The 20,028-nt window shown below is 33.6% G+C and carries 20 protein-coding genes; 17 read left to right on the top strand and 3 right to left on the bottom strand.

Features of this window, described 5'->3' with window-relative positions; all coding sequences use genetic code 11:
• Positions 1-35: 35 nt before the first annotated feature.
• Positions 36-509 carry a GNAT family N-acetyltransferase gene (locus tag V471_RS08165; protein ID WP_045001775.1) on the top strand — a complete coding sequence of 158 codons (474 nt, stop codon included), beginning with the start codon at positions 36-38 and terminating at the stop codon, positions 507-509.
• Between the two features lie 85 nt (positions 510-594).
• On the top strand, positions 595-1,116 hold the full coding sequence (locus V471_RS11230) for a hypothetical protein (protein ID WP_014633188.1): 522 nt from the start codon (positions 595-597) through the stop codon (positions 1,114-1,116).
• Between the two features lie 71 nt (positions 1,117-1,187).
• On the opposite strand, the gene V471_RS08155 is transcribed toward V471_RS11230, so the two are convergent.
• Positions 1,188-1,373, bottom strand: a complete 186-nt coding sequence (locus V471_RS08155; protein WP_002885057.1) for a 4-oxalocrotonate tautomerase — start codon at positions 1,371-1,373, stop codon at positions 1,188-1,190.
• A 350-nt stretch (positions 1,374-1,723) separates the two neighbouring features.
• On the opposite strand from V471_RS08155, the gene pepV reads away from it, so the two are divergent.
• Entirely contained in the window at positions 1,724-3,130 is a 1,407-nt protein-coding gene (pepV, locus tag V471_RS08150; RefSeq protein ID WP_014633187.1) for a dipeptidase PepV, read from the top strand.
• A 40-nt stretch (positions 3,131-3,170) separates the two neighbouring features.
• On the top strand, positions 3,171-3,755 hold the full coding sequence (locus V471_RS08145) for a uracil-DNA glycosylase family protein (RefSeq protein ID WP_014633186.1): 585 nt from the start codon (positions 3,171-3,173) through the stop codon (positions 3,753-3,755).
• Between the two features lie 798 nt (positions 3,756-4,553).
• Here the strand turns inward: V471_RS08145 and V471_RS08140 are convergent.
• Positions 4,554-4,940 (bottom strand): IS110 family transposase, encoded by a 387-nt coding sequence (locus V471_RS08140; protein WP_045768432.1) that lies wholly within the window; start codon positions 4,938-4,940, stop codon positions 4,554-4,556.
• Positions 4,941-4,959: 19 nt separating this feature from the next.
• A complete protein-coding gene (locus V471_RS08135; RefSeq protein ID WP_111686594.1) occupies positions 4,960-5,721 on the bottom strand; it encodes an IS110 family RNA-guided transposase in 762 nt (253 codons plus the stop codon).
• 449 nt (positions 5,722-6,170) lie between these two features.
• Between V471_RS08135 and cpsA the strand changes: the two genes are divergently transcribed.
• From cpsA to V471_RS08070, 13 genes are all read left to right on the top strand, one after another.
• Entirely contained in the window at positions 6,171-7,631 is a 1,461-nt protein-coding gene (cpsA, locus tag V471_RS08130) for an LCP family glycopolymer transferase CpsA (RefSeq protein ID WP_084871387.1), read from the top strand.
• Positions 7,632-8,363 (top strand): capsular polysaccharide biosynthesis protein Cps4B, encoded by a 732-nt coding sequence (cps4B, locus tag V471_RS08125; protein ID WP_004182586.1) that lies wholly within the window; start codon positions 7,632-7,634, stop codon positions 8,361-8,363.
• An 8-nt stretch (positions 8,364-8,371) separates the two neighbouring features.
• Positions 8,372-9,064, top strand: a complete 693-nt coding sequence (locus V471_RS08120) for a capsular polysaccharide biosynthesis protein (protein WP_004182585.1) — start codon at positions 8,372-8,374, stop codon at positions 9,062-9,064.
• A gap of 9 nt (positions 9,065-9,073) precedes the next feature.
• The gene (locus V471_RS08115; protein WP_004182584.1) at positions 9,074-9,820 is read left to right on the top strand and encodes a tyrosine-protein kinase; all 747 of its coding nucleotides are present in this window, start codon (positions 9,074-9,076) and stop codon (positions 9,818-9,820) included.
• 80 nt (positions 9,821-9,900) lie between these two features.
• Positions 9,901-11,268: a sugar transferase gene (locus V471_RS08110; protein WP_004182583.1), complete on the top strand. Its 1,368-nt coding sequence runs from the start codon at positions 9,901-9,903 to the stop codon at positions 11,266-11,268.
• A gap of 5 nt (positions 11,269-11,273) precedes the next feature.
• Complete coding sequence (locus V471_RS08105; protein ID WP_013990658.1) at positions 11,274-12,014, top strand: WecB/TagA/CpsF family glycosyltransferase; 741 nt, start codon at positions 11,274-11,276, stop codon at positions 12,012-12,014.
• Positions 12,014-12,835 (top strand): LicD family protein, encoded by an 822-nt coding sequence (locus V471_RS08100; protein WP_004182581.1) that lies wholly within the window; start codon positions 12,014-12,016, stop codon positions 12,833-12,835. The genes V471_RS08105 and V471_RS08100 overlap by 1 nt, the downstream gene beginning before the upstream one ends.
• A 4-nt stretch (positions 12,836-12,839) precedes the next feature.
• Entirely contained in the window at positions 12,840-13,709 is an 870-nt protein-coding gene (locus V471_RS08095; protein ID WP_013990657.1) for a glycosyltransferase, read from the top strand.
• 1 nt (position 13,710) lies between these two features.
• Positions 13,711-14,790, top strand: coding sequence for a glycosyltransferase (locus tag V471_RS08090; protein WP_084871386.1), 1,080 nt, complete (start codon positions 13,711-13,713; stop codon positions 14,788-14,790).
• A gap of 30 nt (positions 14,791-14,820) precedes the next feature.
• Positions 14,821-16,062 carry a hypothetical protein gene (locus tag V471_RS08085; protein WP_037605573.1) on the top strand — a complete coding sequence of 414 codons (1,242 nt, stop codon included), beginning with the start codon at positions 14,821-14,823 and terminating at the stop codon, positions 16,060-16,062.
• Positions 16,063-16,971 carry a glycosyltransferase family 2 protein gene (locus V471_RS08080; RefSeq protein WP_004182577.1) on the top strand — a complete coding sequence of 303 codons (909 nt, stop codon included), beginning with the start codon at positions 16,063-16,065 and terminating at the stop codon, positions 16,969-16,971.
• Between the two features lie 18 nt (positions 16,972-16,989).
• The gene (wecB, locus tag V471_RS08075) at positions 16,990-18,078 is read left to right on the top strand and encodes a non-hydrolyzing UDP-N-acetylglucosamine 2-epimerase (RefSeq protein ID WP_084871385.1); all 1,089 of its coding nucleotides are present in this window, start codon (positions 16,990-16,992) and stop codon (positions 18,076-18,078) included.
• Positions 18,079-18,373: 295 nt separating this feature from the next.
• On the top strand, positions 18,374-20,026 hold the full coding sequence (locus tag V471_RS08070; protein ID WP_332309267.1) for an HAD family hydrolase: 1,653 nt from the start codon (positions 18,374-18,376) through the stop codon (positions 20,024-20,026).
• Positions 20,027-20,028 lie beyond the last annotated feature (2 nt).

Here is a 20,028-nt window from a genome sequence, read left to right as displayed (position 1 = left end):
ATGGGTTTTACCCATCTTTTTTTATGGAGGTAATTATGATTCGTTTAGCAAGAGCAGAAGATATTCCAAGATTACAGGAGCTATTGGGGCAGATTCTTCTAGTGCATCATCATGCACGCCCTGATGTTTTTAAGTCAGAAGGCAGTAAATTTACAGATGAAGACTTAGAAGCAGTGATTAATGATCCAAATAAACCTATTTTTGTATATGAGGATGAAGAAGGCCGTATCTTAGGCCATCTGTTCTTAATGATTAAAGAGGTATCTGATAATAATGGTCCACTAAAGGCTGTTAAGACTCTTTTTATTGATGATTTATGCGTTGATAAGGAGGCTCGAGGTCAAAAATTAGGGGAGAAGCTTTATCAATTTGCCTTGGACTATGCTAAGGAGTTAGGTTGTTATAATCTGACACTTCACGTATGGAATGATAATGAGGGAGCTGTACGTTTTTACGAACGTTTAGGTATGAAACCGAGATATACAGAGATGGAAACTATCCTAAAATAATACGTTTTCATGAGAGAAATTTAACTTACGAGGAATAAAAAAATTTGATATGCTGAAAGAGAACTTTTAGAAATGGAGAATTTTAATGCCTCGTAATTTTAAGGAAGCTTTGCTTTTTACGATTTTAATGTGTGGAATGATGGTCTGTGGGATGAGTCTCTGGAATCTTCTCATCCTTGATTGGACTGGAGTTGTTCCCTTTGCTTGGGGTCACTTTTTCCAAGGTTATCTTCCTGGATTTGTAGTTGCTTTCTTACTGGATATGCTTTTGGTGGGACCACTAGCCAAGACAATTGCATTTGCAATTTTACATAAAGTAAAAGCCCATGATAAACGATGGGCGAAGATTTTAGCGATTTCTGGAACCATGGCTCTATTCATGGTAACCTTTATGTCGCTCTATGGCTTAGTGTACAACGGTCAGTCGGTGACGCTCTCATCCTATGGCCGTGCTTGGTTGACAAATGTTATCATGGCCTTACCACTTAATTTTCTAGTAGTTGGTCCAATCTCACGCTTTATCTTGGGAAAACTGCAAAAACCATTGCCTGGTGAAGAAGTCGTAGAGAATTTTGAAGACGATGACGAATTACCAACTATAATCTAAGTATAGAACTGGAGAGGAACTCCAGTTTTTTTATATTAAAAGCAGCCACGGATGTGACTGCTTAATGATGACTAGTTTTTCTTTTTCATTTCACCATGTGGGTAGTAAGTTCCCTCTGGCATATCGTTAATGAAAACATGAATAGCTTCTTTAGGTGCTTTTGCAACACGTGATACAACCTCAGTAACTTCGCGAGCAAGTTCGATTTTTTGTTCTTCAGTGCGACCTTCAAAGAGATCAATTTTTACAAATGGCATAATGCATCTCCTTAGTTTTGATAGTCCTATTATAGCATTAATTAAGAGAATATTCTAAAGTTTATGGAAATTCTTGAAATGATATTATCGTAATGCTACAATGCGAGTGATTTCAATAGTAAGGCTTAAAGTAAAAAGAGGCAGGTAGCTAAGAGAAAGCGTTCCTAGTTGAAAGCAATAGTATTACTTTTGATTCGATCATTACTGATTTAAGAAATGTTTCACATGCTTTTCAAAATGGTAAGGCGTCTTGTGATGATGGGTAAGTGATTGTATTTTCTTTATAAAGGATGAAAACTCTTACTAAAAATGGTAAAATAATGCTAACTAGAGACAGTAAGGAGTAAATTATGACAATTGATTTTCGTGCCGAAGTTGATAAGCGCAAAGATGCTTTGATGGAGGACCTTTTTGGTCTTTTGCGTATTAACTCAGAACGTGATGACAGTAAGGTTGATGATAAGCACCCATTTGGTCCTGGACCGGTAAAAGCTTTGGAACATTTTCTTGCTTTAGCAGAACGTGATGGCTATAAAACTCGTAATATTGATAATTATGCTGGTGACTTTGAATTTGGTCAAGGTGATGAAGTTTTGGGTATCTTTGCCCACTTGGATGTAGTTCCAGCTGGTAGCGGTTGGGATACAGATCCTTACGAACCTGTAATCAAAGATGGCAAACTTTATGCCCGTGGGTCATCAGATGATAAAGGCCCAACAATGGCTTGTTACTATGCCTTGAAAATTATTAAAGAACTCGAGCTTCCAGTATCTAAGCGTGTGCGATTCATTGTTGGTACTGATGAAGAATCTGGTTGGGGCGATATGGAATATTACTTCGCTCATAATGGATTGAAAGATCCTGATTTTGGTTTTTCACCTGATGCAGAATTCCCAATTATTAATGGTGAAAAAGGTAATATTACAGCCTATCTTCATTTTGAAGGTCAAAATGATGGAGACTTTAGTCTTGTGTCCTTTATTGGTGGTTTGCGTGAAAATATGGTTCCTGAATCAGCAAGTGCAGATTTTACTGGACCTATCACTTTGAAAGAACTTGAGGACAAATTAGCAGACTTTGTTGCGGAACAAGAAGTAACTGGTCAAGTGACCGAAGAAGCAGGTGTTTTCCATGTGACTATTCATGGGAAATCAGCTCATGGTATGATGCCTCAAAATGGTATTAATGGGGCAACCTACTTGGCACTCTTCCTTAGTCAATTTGATTTCCAAGGCAATGCTAAAACGTATTTGGATATAATTGCTGAAACACTTCATAAAGATTTCTTTGCTGAAAAGACAGGTCTTGCATTTACAGATCCTAAGATGGGTGAATTGACCATGAATGCAGGTGTATTTAACTTCTCTAAGGAATCAGAAGATAATACGATTGCTCTGAATTTCCGCTATCCTCAAGGGGTTGATACGGACGCTATTAAGGCTAATCTTGAAAAACTCGAAGGTCCTAAGGCGGTTAGTCTCTCAGAACATGGTCATGTGCCACACTATGTACCAGTTGATGATCCTATGGTGGAGACTCTTCTTTCAGTCTATGAGAAACAAACAGGCCTTAAAGGTCATGAACAAATTATTGGTGGCGGAACATTTGGACGTCTCCTCAAACGTGGTGTTGCCTATGGAGCTATGTTCCCTGGTTATGTCAACACGATGCACCAAGCAAATGAGTTTACTGAGGTCGAAGACTTGTACCGTGCAGCTGCCATTTATGCAGAAGCTATCTATGAGTTAATCAAGTAAAAAAGAGAGACAGTTTTGTCTCTTTTTTGAGGAGGAAAATATGGAAACACTTGAAGAATTAACACAAGCAATCATGTCCGATGAACAAAATAAAGTTTTTACGGAACAAGGTATAAAACCCTTGTTCACCATTCCAAAAACGGCACGAATTAATATCGTAGGACAAGCTCCTGGTATTCGTGCCCAAGAGTCCGGCCTTTACTGGAATGATCCTAGCGGTGATAATCTCAGGGATTGGATGGGTGTTTCACGCGAAGAATTTTATGAATCTGGCATGTTTGCTATTGTGCCAATGGATTTTTATTTCCCAGGTCATGGGAAATCAGGTGATTTACCTCCTCGCAAAGGATTTGCAGACAAGTGGCATGAGAAAGTTCTTGCTTTAGCTCCTGATATTCAATTGACGATTTTAGTAGGTAACTATGCACAGCGTTACTATTTGCATCAAAAATCGTCGGCAAAATTAACGGATACAGTTAAGCATTATAAAGATTACCTTCCAGAGTTTTTTCCTCTCGTTCATCCCTCTCCTCGGAATAATATATGGCAAGCCAAAAATCCATGGTTTATGGAAGAAGTAGTTCCAGATTTGAAGAATTTAGTTAAAGATATTTTGATTAAATGATTTTTTTAGTCATTGATTCAGGGAGTGCCAAGTAAGCTTTATTCTGTCATCAAACTGAATATCCTAAACGTGTTCAAAATTGGATAGAAACTTTAAGGCTTTTAGTTAATCAGAATAAGGACAAATATTGTTTTCTAATATTTATCTTATTATACAATTTTCAGTTTATGTTGTTCTGAAGGTGTAAAACGAATACTATACAGTTATGCATTGAAGCTTATACTGCAATGATAAGAAAATCTAAACGAGTTACAGTATAGATGTTTGAGCCAATTGAAAAACTAAAGTAGTTAAGACCATGGTATAAAAAGCTAATTGTTGACTAGGTATAGAATCCTATGCTTATTCAGTCAGCTAACTCATGATAGAGAAGCTTGTCCTTCTTATAATTAAGGTGAACAATATAAATTTTTGGCCCATAGTAGGGAGGACTTTGCTAGCTTGTACAAAAAATGGATGGACAAGAAATTTAGTCAGAAAATATCTTACAATCAACCTCTTGTTCTATTGTTCAATAGTAGTGGGAGGTTTTTTATTATGGGAGAAGTTATGATTGAAAAATATTGTGTTATTGATATTCACCGATAATCTATTATTCGTTGTATTATAGATGTTCAGATATATACGAACAAACCTCGAAAAAGTTTGAAATGATGACCCTAGTTATAAAAAAAGGGGCCTTATCTTGGATTTTAGAAAGTCAAGTTTCGCGAGCTTTTATTTGAAAAAAACATTAAAAATAGCGCAAAAAACTCTTCTTGTGCTATACTGTAATTGAGATTTTTTAAATTTTTGGTGTTAGAACTGTTGCCTCAGTCCTAGCACTTTTTCTTTGTCGTATTCTTGGTGTGTTGCGAGAATTTTGTAAATGATACGAAGTAGCTTATGTGCGCAAGCAATGACGGCTTTCATCTTACTTCCTCTTTGGGAAATTTTGCTATAAAAAGATGAAAACGCATTGTCTTTAGAGTGAGCCGCAATCAATCCCGACATGGTCAAAGCCTGCTTGATATATCGATTTCCTTGCGTGATATGTGAGGATTTTTTAATGCCAGCACTTTCATAAGATCCTGGGCAGAGCCCAGCCCAAGAAGCTAAGTGTGCGTCTGATTGAAAAGCCTTCACATCTGGTCCAATCTCAGCTAAAATAGTGGCTGCACAAGTTTCACTCACACCAGGAATCATTTGAAGTAATCTATTTTCTTCAGGGAAACTCCTTTTCGATATAAGCTATTATTTCACTCCTTAAATTGTTCATGAGTTTTTGATACAATTGATATTCTTCTAGGCTTTGGTCCAAGAGAAATCGATCCTCCAGTGACAACTTCCCATTCATGGCCTCCATTAATTCTTCGGGACTTGCTTTGACATGCTTGTGAATACAAGCTGTCACATTGTCATAATCAATGAGTTCCCCATTGATAAAGAGCGTTAAAAGAGACTGTCCTGTCTTAGAGAAGATATCAGAAAGATAGCTGGTTAGTTTGATATTAGCACGTTGTAAGAGGTTATGAATCTCATTCTTTATTTGAGTTTGACGTTGTTTGTAAGAACGTAACCTACGAGTGAGTAAACGTAACTGCATCACTTCAGGGCTTGGAATGTAAGATGGCTCAATAAGTCCACAACGTCCGAGCTGTGCAATCCATTCGGCATCTTTCATGTCTGTTTTTCGACCAGGCACATTCTTAATATGTTGGGGGTTAGCTAATATCAAATTGAGTTCTGAGTCTGAGAATATATTAAAGAGTGGTACCCAATATTGGCCAGTGCTTTCAAAAAAGACATGTGTGACGTGATTTTCCAATAACCAATCTAAGGCGTTTTGGAGAGCTATAGTTGTTGTACCAAATTTTTTCTGAATCTTTTTAGGTTTATTGCTTTCTAGTGGACCATCTAGAATACAACAAACGATAGACTTTTGGTGGACATCAATTCCACAACAAGTTTCAATCATAACTTCCATTACAAAAACCTCCTGTTAACTATTGAACAATAGAACAAGAGGCTATTAGTAATTTTATTTTCATGCTCAAGGCATATTCGAGTTATCTCATGACTCTTGTTCATCCAGTTTTTGATACAGGCTAGGCAAAGCCCTATTAAAGACAACGGATTGGTATTGTTCACCTTCATTATAAGCCGAACTTTCTTTTCTGTCATGAGTTAGCAGGCTAAGCCTGCTTAGAGTTTTTGATGGAAAAATTATAACAATTAACTGACAATTCAAAATTAAATTTTAAAAATGTGAAAAAAAGCTTATAAAATAACAAAAAAAGGTAGATAATAAAAGCTCAATACCCTCATTGAATACGGTTTCTTCTTTTTTAAAAAGAATGACAATTGAAATAAAGTTATAGTAATGTTATAATTACTGTGGGAAATATCTAATTTTAATATTTAGGAGCATTTTATATGAGTTCGCGTACGAATCGTAAGCAGAAACGAACGGGTAAAAAAATGTGGGGAATGGTTAACATCGGGTTGACTATTCTGTATACTGTTTTAGTAGCATTTTTGTTATTCATTATGTTCAATTATAATTTCCTATCATTTAGGTTTTTGAACATTATTATCACTATTGGTTTATTGGTAGTTCTTGCCATTAGCATCTTCCTTCAGAAAGCTAAAAAATCAACGCTAGTAACTACTATTATTTTAGTAGTTTTTTCACTTATTTCTTTGGTCGGTGTCTTTGGTTTTAAACAAATGATTGATATCACTAACCGTATGAATCAAACGGCAGCATTTTCAGAAGTTGAAATGAGCATTGTTGTTCCTAAGGATAGTGACATCAAAGATGTGAATCAGCTTACTACCGTACAGGCACCTACTAAGGTTGATAAGAACAATGTCGACACCTTGATGTCTGCTCTAAAGAAAGACAAAAAGGTTGATGTTAAAGTTGATGATGTTGCTTCATATCAAGAAGCATATGACAATCTTAAGTCTGGCAAATCTAAAGCTATGGTCTTGAGTGGCTCTTATGCTAGCCTACTAGAGTCTGTCGATAGTAACTATTCTTCAAATCTAAAAACAATCTATACTTATAAAATTAAAAAGAAGAATAACAACTCTGCAAAACAAGTAGATTCAAAAGTCTTCAATATTTATATTAGTGGTATTGATACCTACGGTTCAATTTCAACAGTGTCACGTTCAGATGTCAATATCATTATGACCGTTAACATGAACACACATAAGATTCTCTTGACGACTACTCCACGTGATGCATACGTTAAGATTCCTGATGGAGGGGCAGACCAGTATGATAAATTAACCCACGCAGGTATTTATGGCGTTGAAACATCTGAAAAAACTCTGGAAAATCTTTATGGCATTAAGATTGATTACTATGCACGTATTAACTTCACATCTTTCCTTAAGTTGATTGACCAACTTGGTGGTGTGACAGTTCATAATGATCAAGCCTTCACGAGTCTTCACGGGAAGTTTGATTTCCCAGTTGGAGATATCCAAATGAATTCTGAACAAGCCCTTGGCTTTGTTCGTGAGCGTTATAGTTTGGATGGAGGAGACAATGACCGTGGTAAGAACCAAGAGAAAGTGATTTCTGCGATTGTAAACAAGTTAGCTTCACTAAAATCAGTATCAAACTTTACTTCAATTGTTAACAATCTTCAAGACTCTGTTCAAACGAATATGTCTTTAGATACCATTAATGCTTTGGCCAATACACAACTTGATTCAGGTTCTAAATTTACGGTGGCTTCTCAAGCAGTAACAGGTACAGGTTCAACTGGACAATTGACCTCTTATGCTATGCCAAATTCTAGTCTCTACATGATGAAACTGGATGATTCTAGTGTAGAAAGCGCCTCTCAAGCTATCAAAAAATTGATGGAGGAAAAATAAGTGATTGACGTTCACTCACATATTGTTTTTGATGTTGATGATGGTCCTAAAACTTTAGAAGAAAGTCTTGACCTCATTGGCGAAAGCTTTGCGCAAGGAGTGCGTACGATTGTTTCAACATCTCATCGTCGTAAGGGAATGTTTGAAACACCAGAGGATAAAATCTTTGCAAACTTTAAAAAAGTAAAAGAAGAAGCTGAAGCACTTTATCCAGACTTAACTATTTTTTATGGTGGTGAACTTTATTACACCTCCGACATTGTGGAGAAGCTTGAAAAGAAGCTCATTCCACGCATGCACAACACTCAATTTGCTTTAATCGAGTTTAGTGCTCGCACATCTTGGAAAGAAATTCATACTGGGCTTAGCAATGTTTTACGAGCAGGTGTGACACCAATTGTTGCTCATATTGAGCGCTATGATGCCCTCGAAGAAAATGCTGACCGTGTTCGAGAAATCATCAATATGGGCTGCTATACTCAAGTCAATAGTTCACATGTTCTAAAACCAAAGCTCTTTGGAGATAAAGATAAAGTAAGAAAGAAACGTGTTCGCTTTTTCTTGGAGAAAAATTTGGTTCATATGGTTGCTAGCGACATGCATAATCTTGGGCCGAGACCACCATTTATGAAAGATGCTTATGAAATTGTTAAAAAGAACTACGGCCCCAAACGTGCTAAGAATCTTTTTATTGAAAATCCCAAAACATTACTAGAAAATCAATATTTATAGGAGATATTATGAATCAAGATAACACTAAAAGTGTTGAAATCGACGTACTAGCATTGCTACATAAACTTTGGACGAAGAAGCTTTTGATTCTTTTCACAGCTTTTTATTTCGCTGCTTTCAGTTTCTTAGGTACTTATTTCTTTATCCAACCAACATATACATCAACAACGCGTATCTATGTTGTTAATCAGGCAACAGATAATAAGAATCTTTCTGCTCAAGATTTGCAAGCTGGTACCTATTTGGTAAATGACTATAAAGAGATTATTACATCAAATGATGTATTATCAGAAGTTATTAAAGATGAAAAGTTGAATTTGAGTGAGGCAGAACTGTCTAAAATGGTTTCAGTTAATATCCCTACAGATACTCGTCTTATTTCAATCTCAGTAAAAGCCAAAACTGGTCAAGATGCTCAAGTGCTTGCTAATAAAGTACGTGAGGTAGCGTCTAAAAAAATTAAAACTGTAACTAAAGTTGAAGATGTCACAACACTTGAAGAGGCTAAGTTGCCATCTTCACCATCTTCACCAAATATTAAACGGAACGTGTTACTTGGTGCTATTCTGGGTGGTTTTGTAGCAATTGTGGCTGTGTTAGTTCGTGAAGTTTTAGATGATCGTATTCGTCGCCCTGAAGATGTTGAAGACGTGCTTGAAATGACACTTCTTGGAATTGTTCCTGATACAGATAAAATTTAAGGAGAAGAAATGCCTTTATTAAAGTTAGTTAAATCAAAAGCAGACTTTGCTAAAAAGACGGAAGAGTATTATAACGCTATTCGTACAAATATCCAGTTTTCTGGTGCAAATTTTAAAGTGATTGCAGTAAGCTCTGTTCAACCTGGTGAAGGAAAATCAACAACATCTGTTAATTTAGCAATTTCCTTTGCTAGTGTTGGTCTTAGGACACTTCTTATCGATGCGGATACGCGTAATTCTGTATTGTCAGGAACATTTAAGTCAAATGAACCTTATAAGGGGTTGTCTAACTTCTTATCTGGGAATGCTTCATTAGGCGAAGTGATTTGTGAAACTGATGTTCCCGGACTTCATGTTCTTTCGTCAGGTCCAGTGCCACCAAATCCAACAAGTCTGTTACAAAATGATAATTTTGTACAATTATTAGAGATTGTTCGTGCTCAATATGATTACGTTATCATTGACACACCACCAATTGGTTTGGTGATTGATGCTGTTATTATTGCACACCAAGCAGATGCTAGTCTACTGGTTACAGCAGCTGGAAGAATTAAGCGTCGTTTTGTTACTAAGGCTGTAGAACAATTGCAACAAAGTGGCTCAGAGTTTCTTGGTGTTGTTTTGAATAAGGTGGATTTAGCGATTGATAAGTACGGCTCATATGGATCTTATGGCTCATACGGGTCTTATGGAGAGTATGGAGGCGATAAACATACTGAAAACAAGTCGAGAAAACATCGTCGAAAGAGAGGATAGAACTGTAAAAGTTGAAAGGGGGAAGGCAACTTTTTCATAACTTCCAAGTAAATTATTAAAAGGAAGAGAAGGAGTTTAAGGTGAAAGAAAAACAAGATATACGCCGTTTTGAGATTGGTATGGTCCAGTTGATAGTAGTTGCTTTTGTTGCATGGGGAGTCAGTAAAATTCCTTATTCAGAGATTGGCAAAAGTAGTATAGTACTATTAGCTGTAATTCATATGTTGACATATTATTTAAGTAACTACCATAATAATCTCAAGTATAGAGGATATTTACAAGAATTTGTGGCAACATTTAAATATAGTTTGTTATTTGTATTGATTGCTACGTTTATATCCTTTTTTTCAGACGGTGGTTTTTCTATATCTCGCCGAGGTCTCCTCTTTTTTGTTGTTCTAAATGCTTTGTTTCTCTATATAACAAATACGTGTTTAAAAATTTTTAGATCTTCAATTTATACGCGTCGTAAAGCTAATAAAAATATTCTTTTAATTACTGACAGAGCTAGATTGGATACTGTCTTGAGTCGGATGAGAGATAATATGGATGGTAAAATCACAGCAGTTTGTGTCCTAGATGATCCAAATTTTTCAGATCCTATTTTAAAAACTTTATCCAAGGAAAATCTTACTGAATATGCGACTCATTCAGTGGTAGATGAGGTGTTTGTTAATCTCCCAAGTGAGAAGTATAAGATATGGGATTTTATCTCTTCGTTTGAATTAATGGGTATCCCTGTATCTATCAATATTAATGTGATCGAGTTTTTGAGTGAGAGTGAAAAACGATTACAACAACTAGGGCCTTTTAATGTTATTACATTCTCTGCTCAATTCTATAGTTATGTTGACGTACTTGCAAAACGTTTGCTCGACATTGTAGGATCTTTAGTTGGCCTTGTAATTTGTGGGGTTGCAGGATTATTTCTTTACCCTCTTATTCGAAAAGACGGAGGACCAGCTATCTTTGTACAGAATCGTGTTGGACAGAATGGACGTATTTTTAGATTTTATAAATTCCGCTCAATGCGTGTTGATGCTGAGGAAATTAAAAAGCAATTGATGGATAAAAATCAAATGAAGGGGGGGATGTTTAAAATAGACAATGACCCCCGTATTACAAAAATTGGGCATTTTATTCGGAGAACTAGCTTAGATGAACTTCCACAATTTTGGAATGTATTAAAAGGGGATATGAGCTTGGTTGGGACACGTCCTCCAACAGTTGATGAGTATGAAAAATATACACCTGAACAGAAACGTCGTTTAAGTTTTAAACCTGGTATCACAGGTCTTTGGCAAGTAAGTGGACGAAGTGAAATCACTGACTTTGATGAGGTTGTTAAACTGGATGTTGCTTATATGGATGGGTGGACAATCTGGCGAGATATTCAAATCTTACTGAAAACGATTAAAGTTGTAGTAATGAAAGATGGAGCAAAATAAATAGTATGAAAAACAGAATTCAATTACTTGGCATTAATATTGATCCATTAACAATGAATGAAACGATTAGTGTTGTGGAACAATTTGTTTCAGATAAGAGGCCCCTTCACTTAATGGGAGTGAATGCTGATAAAATAAACCAGTGTCACTCTGATGACGAGATAAAGAGGATTGTCAACGAGTCTGAGGTTATCAATGCAGATGGAGCTTCTGTTGTAATCGCTGCTCGCTATTTAGGATACTCAGTACCTGAGCGTGTAGCTGGGATTGATTTGATGCAAGAACTGCTTGTTCTAGCCAATAAAAATGGTTACTCTGTCTACTTCTTTGGAGCAAAAGAAGAAGTCTTAACCGATATGTTGGCCATTTTTAAAAAGGATTATCCGAATTTACAGGTAGTTGGCCATCGAAATGGTTATTTTTCTGCTGAAGAGGAAGAAATTATTCAAGAAGATATTCGAAAAAAAAATCCAGATTTTGTCTTTGTCGGCATTACTTCTCCTAAAAAGGAGTACTTGATCCAGAAGTTTATGGATAATGGAGTAAACTCTGTGTTTATGGGAGTTGGAGGAAGTTTTGATGTCCTATCAGGTCATATCAAGCGCGCGCCAATGTGGATGCAGAAAGCAAATTTAGAGTGGTTGTTTCGTGTGGCCAATGAACCCAAACGGCTCTTTAAGCGTTATTTTGTGGGAAATGTTAGTTTTATTTATAAAGTTGTAAAAGAGAAAAAGCGGGTGAAATAATGGGACAGTTTGAAGTCTTAAAAAAAATTCAAGAAATTGAGCTGGATGCTTTAAAAGAATTCAACAAGATTTGTAAAGAAAATAATCTAATGTTCTTCTTGAGAGGCGGAAGTGTGATGGGAGCAGTTAAATACCAAGGGTTTATCCCTTGGGATGATGATGTGGATATTGCCGTTCCCAGAGAAGATTATGATCAGCTACCACAAATTTTTGAAAATAAAATAATTGCAGGTAAGTATCAGGTTCTTTGTCATCAGTATTGTGAAGAATTACACTGTTATTTTCCACGTCTTTTTCTACTTGAAGATGAGAGAATAAAATTGGGACTACCCAGGAATACAAATCTTGGCTTGCATCTTATTGATATCATACCTCTTGATGGCGCTCCTAACAATAGTTTAGTCAGAAAGGTGTATTACCTTAAAGTGTATTGGTACCGTTTTTTAGCTAGTTTGGGAACAACTTATAAAGGCGATCATATTGATATGCATTCTAAAAAGCAGAAATTGCTGATTGGATTATTTAAAAAATTAGGTTTTGCAAAACTGTTTCCTCAAAATTCAGTATACAACCGACTGGATAGGTTGTATAAGCGATATGATTGGAAGAAACAACATTATGCTGGTACAGTAAATGCTTCTTTATTCACTAAAGAAGTGATGCCTTCCGATATTTGGGGAAAAGGTGTTTTTTTGAGATTTGAAGATACAGAGTATAGAGTTCCGTCTGATTATGATAGTTATCTGAAGAGGTTGTATGGTGAAAACTATTATTACGAAGAACCTGCTGAAGAAGATAGAAAGTCGCATATAGGAGGGTAAGAATTTGTTTTGTTATATTATTTTACATTACAAGGTTTATGATGAGACGGTTTCTTGTGTGAAATCTATACGGGAAAGTAATTGCAATCAGAAAAAAATAATCATCATTGATAATTTCTCAAATAACGGAACAGGTGAACAGTTACAGGAATTTTATAAAGATGATGAAGAAATTGATGTGTTAATAAATGATAAAAATTTAGGATTTGCTAGAGGAAATAATGTCGCTTATCAATATTCTAAATTCAAATATAAACCGGATTTTATTGTCATTATGAACAATGATGTAGAAATAGAAACTAACAATTTTGAGGAAAAAGTTAGTGAAATATATGACCGAGAAAAATTTCATTTACTCGGTCCTGATATTTATTCAACGACTTATCATCTTCATCAGAATCCAAAACGATGTTCGCATTATACTTATGATGAAGTCAAGAAATTGAATCAAAAATTTAAAAAAGAAAGTCAGATTAGTCTTTCTTTGAAAATAAAGTGTTGGCTTAAAGCAAGTAAAAAATTACGAACACTTATCTATCAGAAAAGAAGAAACTCAGAAACCAATTATAAGAAAACCGTCGTAAATCCAATTTTACATGGCTCTTTTATCGTATACTCTAAAGATTATATAAAAAATGAGGAGTTTGCTTTTAATCCAAATACGTTTTTCTATTTTGAAACAGAAATTCTGGACTATGAATGTGAAAAAAAAGGATACAAGCGTTTATATACACCAGAGATAAAAGTTCTCCATCATCAAAATGTTGCGACAAATCAGGTATATTCAAATTTGGTAGAAAAAACCATCTTTTCAAATAAGTGTAATTTTGAATCTACTAGTTATTTCTTAGAATTGATGGGGAAGGAAAAATAACATGAAAAAAATACTTTATGTAATGAACGTTGAGTGGAATTGGATAAAGCAACGACCTCACTTTATTGCAGAAGGATTGTCTAAGAATCACCATGTGGAAGTTCTTTATCGGTATTGGTATAATAGAAAAGGTCTTACTCTAAATAGGAATGAAAATAGTGTGAAGCTTTCTCGAATTTATAGTATCCCCTTTGTAACTAGATTTGCAAAACTTAAGGCAGTAAATGATTGGATTGTTTCCCGAAAGATAAAAAAAGTAGCTAGAAACTTTGATCCAGATATTGTTTATTTAACACATCCTAATCAATTTGAAAGATTTGATAATAACTATAAAGGAAAGGTCATTTATGACTGTATGGATTATCATACTGCTTTCATTACTGAAAATAACGAGCAGCAACGAATCAAGAAACTTGAAACTAAATTAATTGCTAGGGCAGATCTAATTTTAGTATCTAGTGAAAGATTACTATCAAATCTGTTGAAAGATTATCAAGAGGTACTAGATGAGTCTAAAATTGAAGTTGTTAGAAACGGCTACAATGGAGATATATTAGATGTTCCAGCTGAAAAAAGAAAAGCAAAAAAAAATGTTTTAGCTTATGTTGGTACAATAAGTCATTGGTTTGATTTCGATATTTTGTTGAAAAGTTTAAAAGATTTTAAGAATATTGAATATCGTTTGATAGGACCAGTAAGTGGAGTTACAATTCCCGAAAATGAAAGAATAAAGTATGTTGGTAGTGTAGATCACAAAGATATCTATTCTAATATCAAAGATGCTGATGCGTTGATTATGCCATTTAAATTAAATGATATTGTGGAAGCAGTTGATCCCGTAAAATTGTATGAGTACATAAACTTTAATAAGGATATCTTGACGATAAGTTATAAGGAGATAGAAAGATTTAGTAAATTTACTTATTCTTACGATGGTTATGACGAATTTAAGAGTCAGCTTGAAATATTAATGCAATCAAAAGAAATTAAATACAATGAAAAGATGAGAGAAGATTTCTTGAATTGTAATAGTTGGGAAAATCGAATTTCAAGAATAGAAGCATTGATTGAAAAATTATAATCTGTATTTAACATATTCTGGGAGGAAAAATTGAGAAGCTTTCGTATAGAATTAATGGAGCTGTTGTATTACATTTCTGTAGCATTTTCGGTGGGATTATTCTTGTTTTTAAATGTAAGTTTATTTATTCATAGGAATTTACTTACACTTATCTCTATTTTTATTATTATCCTTATGCTTCCACTTTTAATAGCTAATAGAAGGTATATATCTAGGTCTGCGTTTTTTTTTGGTGCTGCATATATTTTGTGTGTATTATTTTCATCGATAAAAGCCGCAAGTTCTTATTCTTATTCATTTATCGAATATTTTTATGCTATAAGACAATATATTTGGGTTTTATTATTCTTTACTTTAATTTATTTATTTGGGAATAATGAAAAAAAGATGAAACGAGTAATTGATAATACAATAAACATTTTACTTGTTTCATTGGTTATTCGTTTTATATCATGGCTGTCATTTTCATTACTTAAATTTCAATTGTTTCCAAAAATATTGATGGAGTTTGGAAAGTTATGGTATAGAAATGAAACTTCTATTCGAATTGATGGCACACCTCTAATTTCTATAGCACTTTTTTTATCCTTTTACTTTTTCTTAAAGTATGGTGAAAGAAAGTATTTTTATAAACTACTTTTTATGATGATTTTTGTAGTTTTTGTAAATCAAACTCGTATGTTAATCTTCCCTCAGTTGTTATCAATGTTTTTAATGTATTTATACTATAAAAAACCTTATATGCATTTTTATCTTTTTTGTATTATTGCAGGAATAGTATGCTTTTTATTAACTGGTGGCTTAGACTTGATAAAAGGGTATATTAATCTGTTTAATAATGGATCTACTGATTTGGGCTTAGGATTTAGATATTGGGAACTTAAGTATTATTTGAGTTTGTTGAGAGACAATCATTGGATATACGGATTAGGTATATTAACCTCCTTAAACGCAAATAGTTTTTCTATACTGTTTGGTCCCGGTATGGTTCAGATGTATCTTGACGACTTGGGATTCGTAGAACTTTTCGTTCAATTTGGAATACTTTCTTTCTTTTTATATGGTTATTTGATATATAAATTGGTGACCTTGATAAGAAGAACAAAGAATAAAAAATATATATGTGAATGTTCTCTATTTATAGGTTTGTTGACTAACATATTGGTAACTGCCGCATCATTAAACATATTTGGTAGTCAGAGGATTTACTCTTTAGTGTTGATCTTTGCATTAATATTCTTTTATGATTATCAGTTGACTAAGGAGAGATAAATGTTAAATAAAGTATGTTTTATCATTCTAAATTATAATAATTACACCGATACGATTAATTGTATTCATAGTTTACAGTCAACGATTCGACGTGATATGTACGACATTATTGTAGTTGATAATAACTCTTCTAATGATAGTGTTAGTCAATTGAGAAAATGCTTGAATGATGTTGAAATTATTCCCAATAAGGTGAACCGAGGATATGCTAATGGTAACAACATTGGTATAAAAATTGCTGAAAGCCGAGGATATATATATATATGTATATTAAACAATGATACTGTTATTGATATTGATTTTTTAACACCCTGTGTTGATTTCTTGAAGAATGATAGTTCAATTGCTTTTATAAGTCCAGCACTTGTGGAATATAAAGATGATGATTTAGTTCAATCTACTGGAGGTGATATTTGTATTGAAAAAGGATACGTTAATCTGAAAAATAATAAAGTTTCAAGAAGAAAATTACCTCCCATTGTTGAGAGCGATTATATCGGTGGTGCCTGTATGTTATTCAGAACTGAAGTTCTTAAAAAGTTAGGGTATATACCGGAGAGTTATTTTTTATTTTATGAGGAGACCGAGTGGTGTTACAAGGCCAAAGAACAAGGGTTTAAAAATATATGTCTAACGGACTACTATATTTACCACAAGGGATCGGTATCTATTAATGCTATAAATGGATTACAAGAGTATTTGATGAATAGAAATAAAGTAGTTTTCGTTAAAAGAAATATAAATAGCAAAATTAAATATATTAGATTTCTGATGTATCTACTTTTTAGATTTACTTATCGTCTTCTTTTAGGAAAAGAAAAAAATATTAAGATTATTAGGTATTACGTTGATGGTATAAGAGGAGTAATTGATTCGAAATATCCGTTTATTGTGATTGAAAATGATTAATATATTGGAAGGTGTAAAATGAAAAAAGTAATGTTGGTTTTTGGAACGCGCCCAGAAGCGATTAAAATGTGTCCCTTAGTTAAAGAACTGAAACAGCATACTACTATTGAAACAGTAGTGTGCGTTACTGGTCAACACAAGGAAATGCTAGAACAAGTTTTAGATGTTTTTAAGATTATACCTGATTATGACCTAGGTGTCATGAAAACCAATCAGACACTATTTACAATAACAACATCTATTTTAGATAAAATACAATCAGTTTTAGATGAAGAAAAACCAGATATTGTTCTAGTTCATGGTGATACAACGACGACCTTTGTAACAGCTCTAGCAGCATTTTATAAAGGTATTAAAGTAGGGCATGTTGAGGCAGGCCTTCGAACTTATAATTTACATAGTCCGTTTCCAGAAGAATTTAATCGTCAAGCAACGTCTATAGTTTCTGATTACAACTTTGCTCCTACAGAGGTTTCAAAAGAAAACCTAGTGAGAGAAGGTCGAGAGAACATTTTCGTTACTGGGAATACTGTAATTGATGCCTTGAAGACTACAGTTCAAAATGATTATAGCCATCCTATTTTAGATTGGGCCAAAGGAAGTAAGCTCATTATGTTGACAGCGCATCGTCGTGAAAATCTGGGTGAACCAATGGAGCATATGTTCCGAGCGGTCAATCGTATTTTGGATGAATTCGAAGATGTGAAGGTGGTTTATCCGATTCATAAGAATCCCAAAGTTCGTGAATTAGCCAATAAAGTATTTGGAAATAATGAACGAATAAAAATTATTGAACCTTTGGAAGTGATTGATTTTCATAATTTCATGAACCAAAGTTATATGATTTTAACGGATTCAGGTGGCGTTCAAGAAGAAGCACCTTCGTTAGGCAAACCTGTGTTAGTGATGCGAGATACAACAGAACGTCCTGAAGGTGTCGCTGCCGGAACCTTGAAATTAGTTGGAACAAGTGAGGAAAACATCTATAATAATTTCAGGCGATTGCTGGAAGATCAAACTGAGTACAATAAAATGAGTGAAGCTAGCAATCCTTATGGTGATGGTACGGCTTGTAAACAGATTGTTGAAATTTTATTAGATAATTAGGTGAAATGATGTCTGTAATTGATTATAAAAAAATTAAGACCAACATTGTCGCGTTCGATTTCTTTGATACTATTGTTCATCGTGATTGTAATCCTGAAATTATTTTATTTAAGTGGGCCAAAGAGGTTTCGTGCTATTTAAGATTTTCGATTAGTTCATCTGTAATTTATCAAATAAGAAAGAAAATTGAAACTGAAAAAAAAGTAATGGCTTAGAAGAAGTTGCTTATCAAGATCTCTTAGCTGAGCTTTATAATAGGTTAAAGAATCTTTCTAAATCAGAATATTTTCCTGATATTGAAGATTTTGTTGAGTTTTCGAAAGAGTTAGAAGTACTTTTAGAAATAGAGCATATTTATATAGATAATGAAATTTTAGATATTATAAAATTTCATTATGAAAATGGGAAAAAATTATACGTTATTTCCGATTTCTATGCCGATAGTAAGCTTATAGGTAAGATTTTGGAACATTTAGGTATAAAACATTATTTCGAAGATATTATAGTTTCTAGCGAATATAATGCACGTAAATCTAGTGGTAGGTTGTTTGAAAAATTCTTATCTATAACAGGACTGGAGCCTCACCAAGTAACTATGATTGGTGATAATTATATCTCTGACTTCGTTAATCCCAGTAATATAGGGTTAAACGCATATTTTAGAGAGTATACTCCAGTTGAAGATAGTTTAATTGACGATAAAGGACTTGAGAAACTTTATAAAGATGTTCTTTTTTCCGATGCCGAGAATGCTCCATTTAATGGATTCTTAGCAGACATTTTATATTTTGTTTCGAAATTACATGTTCAACTTACAAAGGATAGAGTGACCAAAGTTTTATTCTGTTCACGTGAAGGTCAGTTATTAAAGGAATTATTTGATCTTTATCAAAGTACTTTTTTACATAAGAATAAGATTCAAACATATTATTTTTATGTTTCAAGACGTTCAACGTTAATTCCATCTTTAACTAATCCTGATGTTGAAGATTTTGATATCATTTTTAGACAATATAAAAAAATTAGTTTAGAAAATTTTCTTCTGAATTTAAATTTTTCAGATGAAGAGATTAAACAGATAGCTGGTGATTTAAGAGTTGAAATTAAGGAGACTCTTGAAAAAAATTCCAAGCTTTTAGAGTTACTGAAATCCAACCCTGTTTTTCTTAAGAGATATATGTTTGAGAAATCAAAGAGCTCGAATTTTAGAGATTATGTGAATAGTTTAACTAGTGATGATACTATTTATTTGGTTGATATAGGTTGGAAAGGTACAATTCAAGATAATATTCAAAGGGCGTTATCTGATAAAATTATTATAGGGTATTATTTTGGTCTTAAATATCAAGATAATGATAACATTTCGAAAAAGAATAAGTTCGGTATAATGTTTAATGATTTTCCTGAGAAGACGGAGTTTTTTGATATTATTAGTAGAAATTATGAATTTTATGAGGATATTTTTGTAGCTGATCATGGCCCGACAATTGCGTATAAGTCAACTAATGGAAAAGTAATTCCAATCCTTGATAATGACCGGAAACATGTTAAAGTTTATGAAATGGTACATAGCTACCAAGAAAATATGATTACGGGATTTAAAACTTTATTGGAAGGGTATAGTAATTCTTGTAAACTTCCGTATGATTGTTATAATTTATTTATTATTAATTCTTTAAAAAAGGAATGTGTCTTCGCTCCTAAATTATTCCTTTTAAAGGAAAGATTACGTGATAATGTAATAGAAAATTTTGGTGAAGTTGTTATAAAAAAGAAAGTAAGACTTTCAAAGAAATCATTATTTCTTTTAAAGATGGACTTTCTTTGGGTCGATTTTGCATATATGGCTTTTTATAAGATAAGTTTTGGGAAAATTTTCTCAAAAATGTATTGTTATTTCGTCTTCTTTTTAAAACGCTTTATTTTGAAATTGAGAAATGGAATATAATA

This window comes from Streptococcus salivarius (assembly GCF_002094975.1).
Classification (GTDB): Bacteria; Bacillota; Bacilli; order Lactobacillales; family Streptococcaceae; genus Streptococcus; species Streptococcus salivarius_D.
This window is presented reverse-complemented; position numbering and strand designations above follow the sequence as displayed.

Bases quoted from the DNA above. Each gene is read 5' to 3' on its own strand.
- V471_RS08165 (WP_045001775.1), top strand. From the start codon at position 36: ATGATTCGTTTAGCAAGAGCAGAAGATATTCCAAGATTACAGGAGCTA.
- V471_RS11230 (WP_014633188.1), top strand. From the start codon at position 595: ATGCCTCGTAATTTTAAGGAAGCTTTGCTTTTTACGATTTTAATGTGT.
- V471_RS08155 (WP_002885057.1), bottom strand. From the start codon at position 1,373: ATGCCATTTGTAAAAATTGATCTCTTTGAAGGTCGCACTGAAGAACAA.
- pepV (WP_014633187.1), top strand. From the start codon at position 1,724: ATGACAATTGATTTTCGTGCCGAAGTTGATAAGCGCAAAGATGCTTTG.
- V471_RS08145 (WP_014633186.1), top strand. From the start codon at position 3,171: ATGGAAACACTTGAAGAATTAACACAAGCAATCATGTCCGATGAACAA.
- V471_RS08140 (WP_045768432.1), bottom strand. From the start codon at position 4,940: ATGATTCCTGGTGTGAGTGAAACTTGTGCAGCCACTATTTTAGCTGAG.
- V471_RS08135 (WP_111686594.1), bottom strand. From the start codon at position 5,721: ATGGAAGTTATGATTGAAACTTGTTGTGGAATTGATGTCCACCAAAAG.
- cpsA (WP_084871387.1), top strand. From the start codon at position 6,171: ATGAGTTCGCGTACGAATCGTAAGCAGAAACGAACGGGTAAAAAAATG.
- V471_RS08120 (WP_004182585.1), top strand. From the start codon at position 8,372: ATGAATCAAGATAACACTAAAAGTGTTGAAATCGACGTACTAGCATTG.
- V471_RS08115 (WP_004182584.1), top strand. From the start codon at position 9,074: ATGCCTTTATTAAAGTTAGTTAAATCAAAAGCAGACTTTGCTAAAAAG.
- V471_RS08105 (WP_013990658.1), top strand. From the start codon at position 11,274: ATGAAAAACAGAATTCAATTACTTGGCATTAATATTGATCCATTAACA.
- V471_RS08100 (WP_004182581.1), top strand. From the start codon at position 12,014: ATGGGACAGTTTGAAGTCTTAAAAAAAATTCAAGAAATTGAGCTGGAT.
- V471_RS08090 (WP_084871386.1), top strand. From the start codon at position 13,711: ATGAAAAAAATACTTTATGTAATGAACGTTGAGTGGAATTGGATAAAG.
- V471_RS08080 (WP_004182577.1), top strand. From the start codon at position 16,063: ATGTTAAATAAAGTATGTTTTATCATTCTAAATTATAATAATTACACC.
- wecB (WP_084871385.1), top strand. From the start codon at position 16,990: ATGAAAAAAGTAATGTTGGTTTTTGGAACGCGCCCAGAAGCGATTAAA.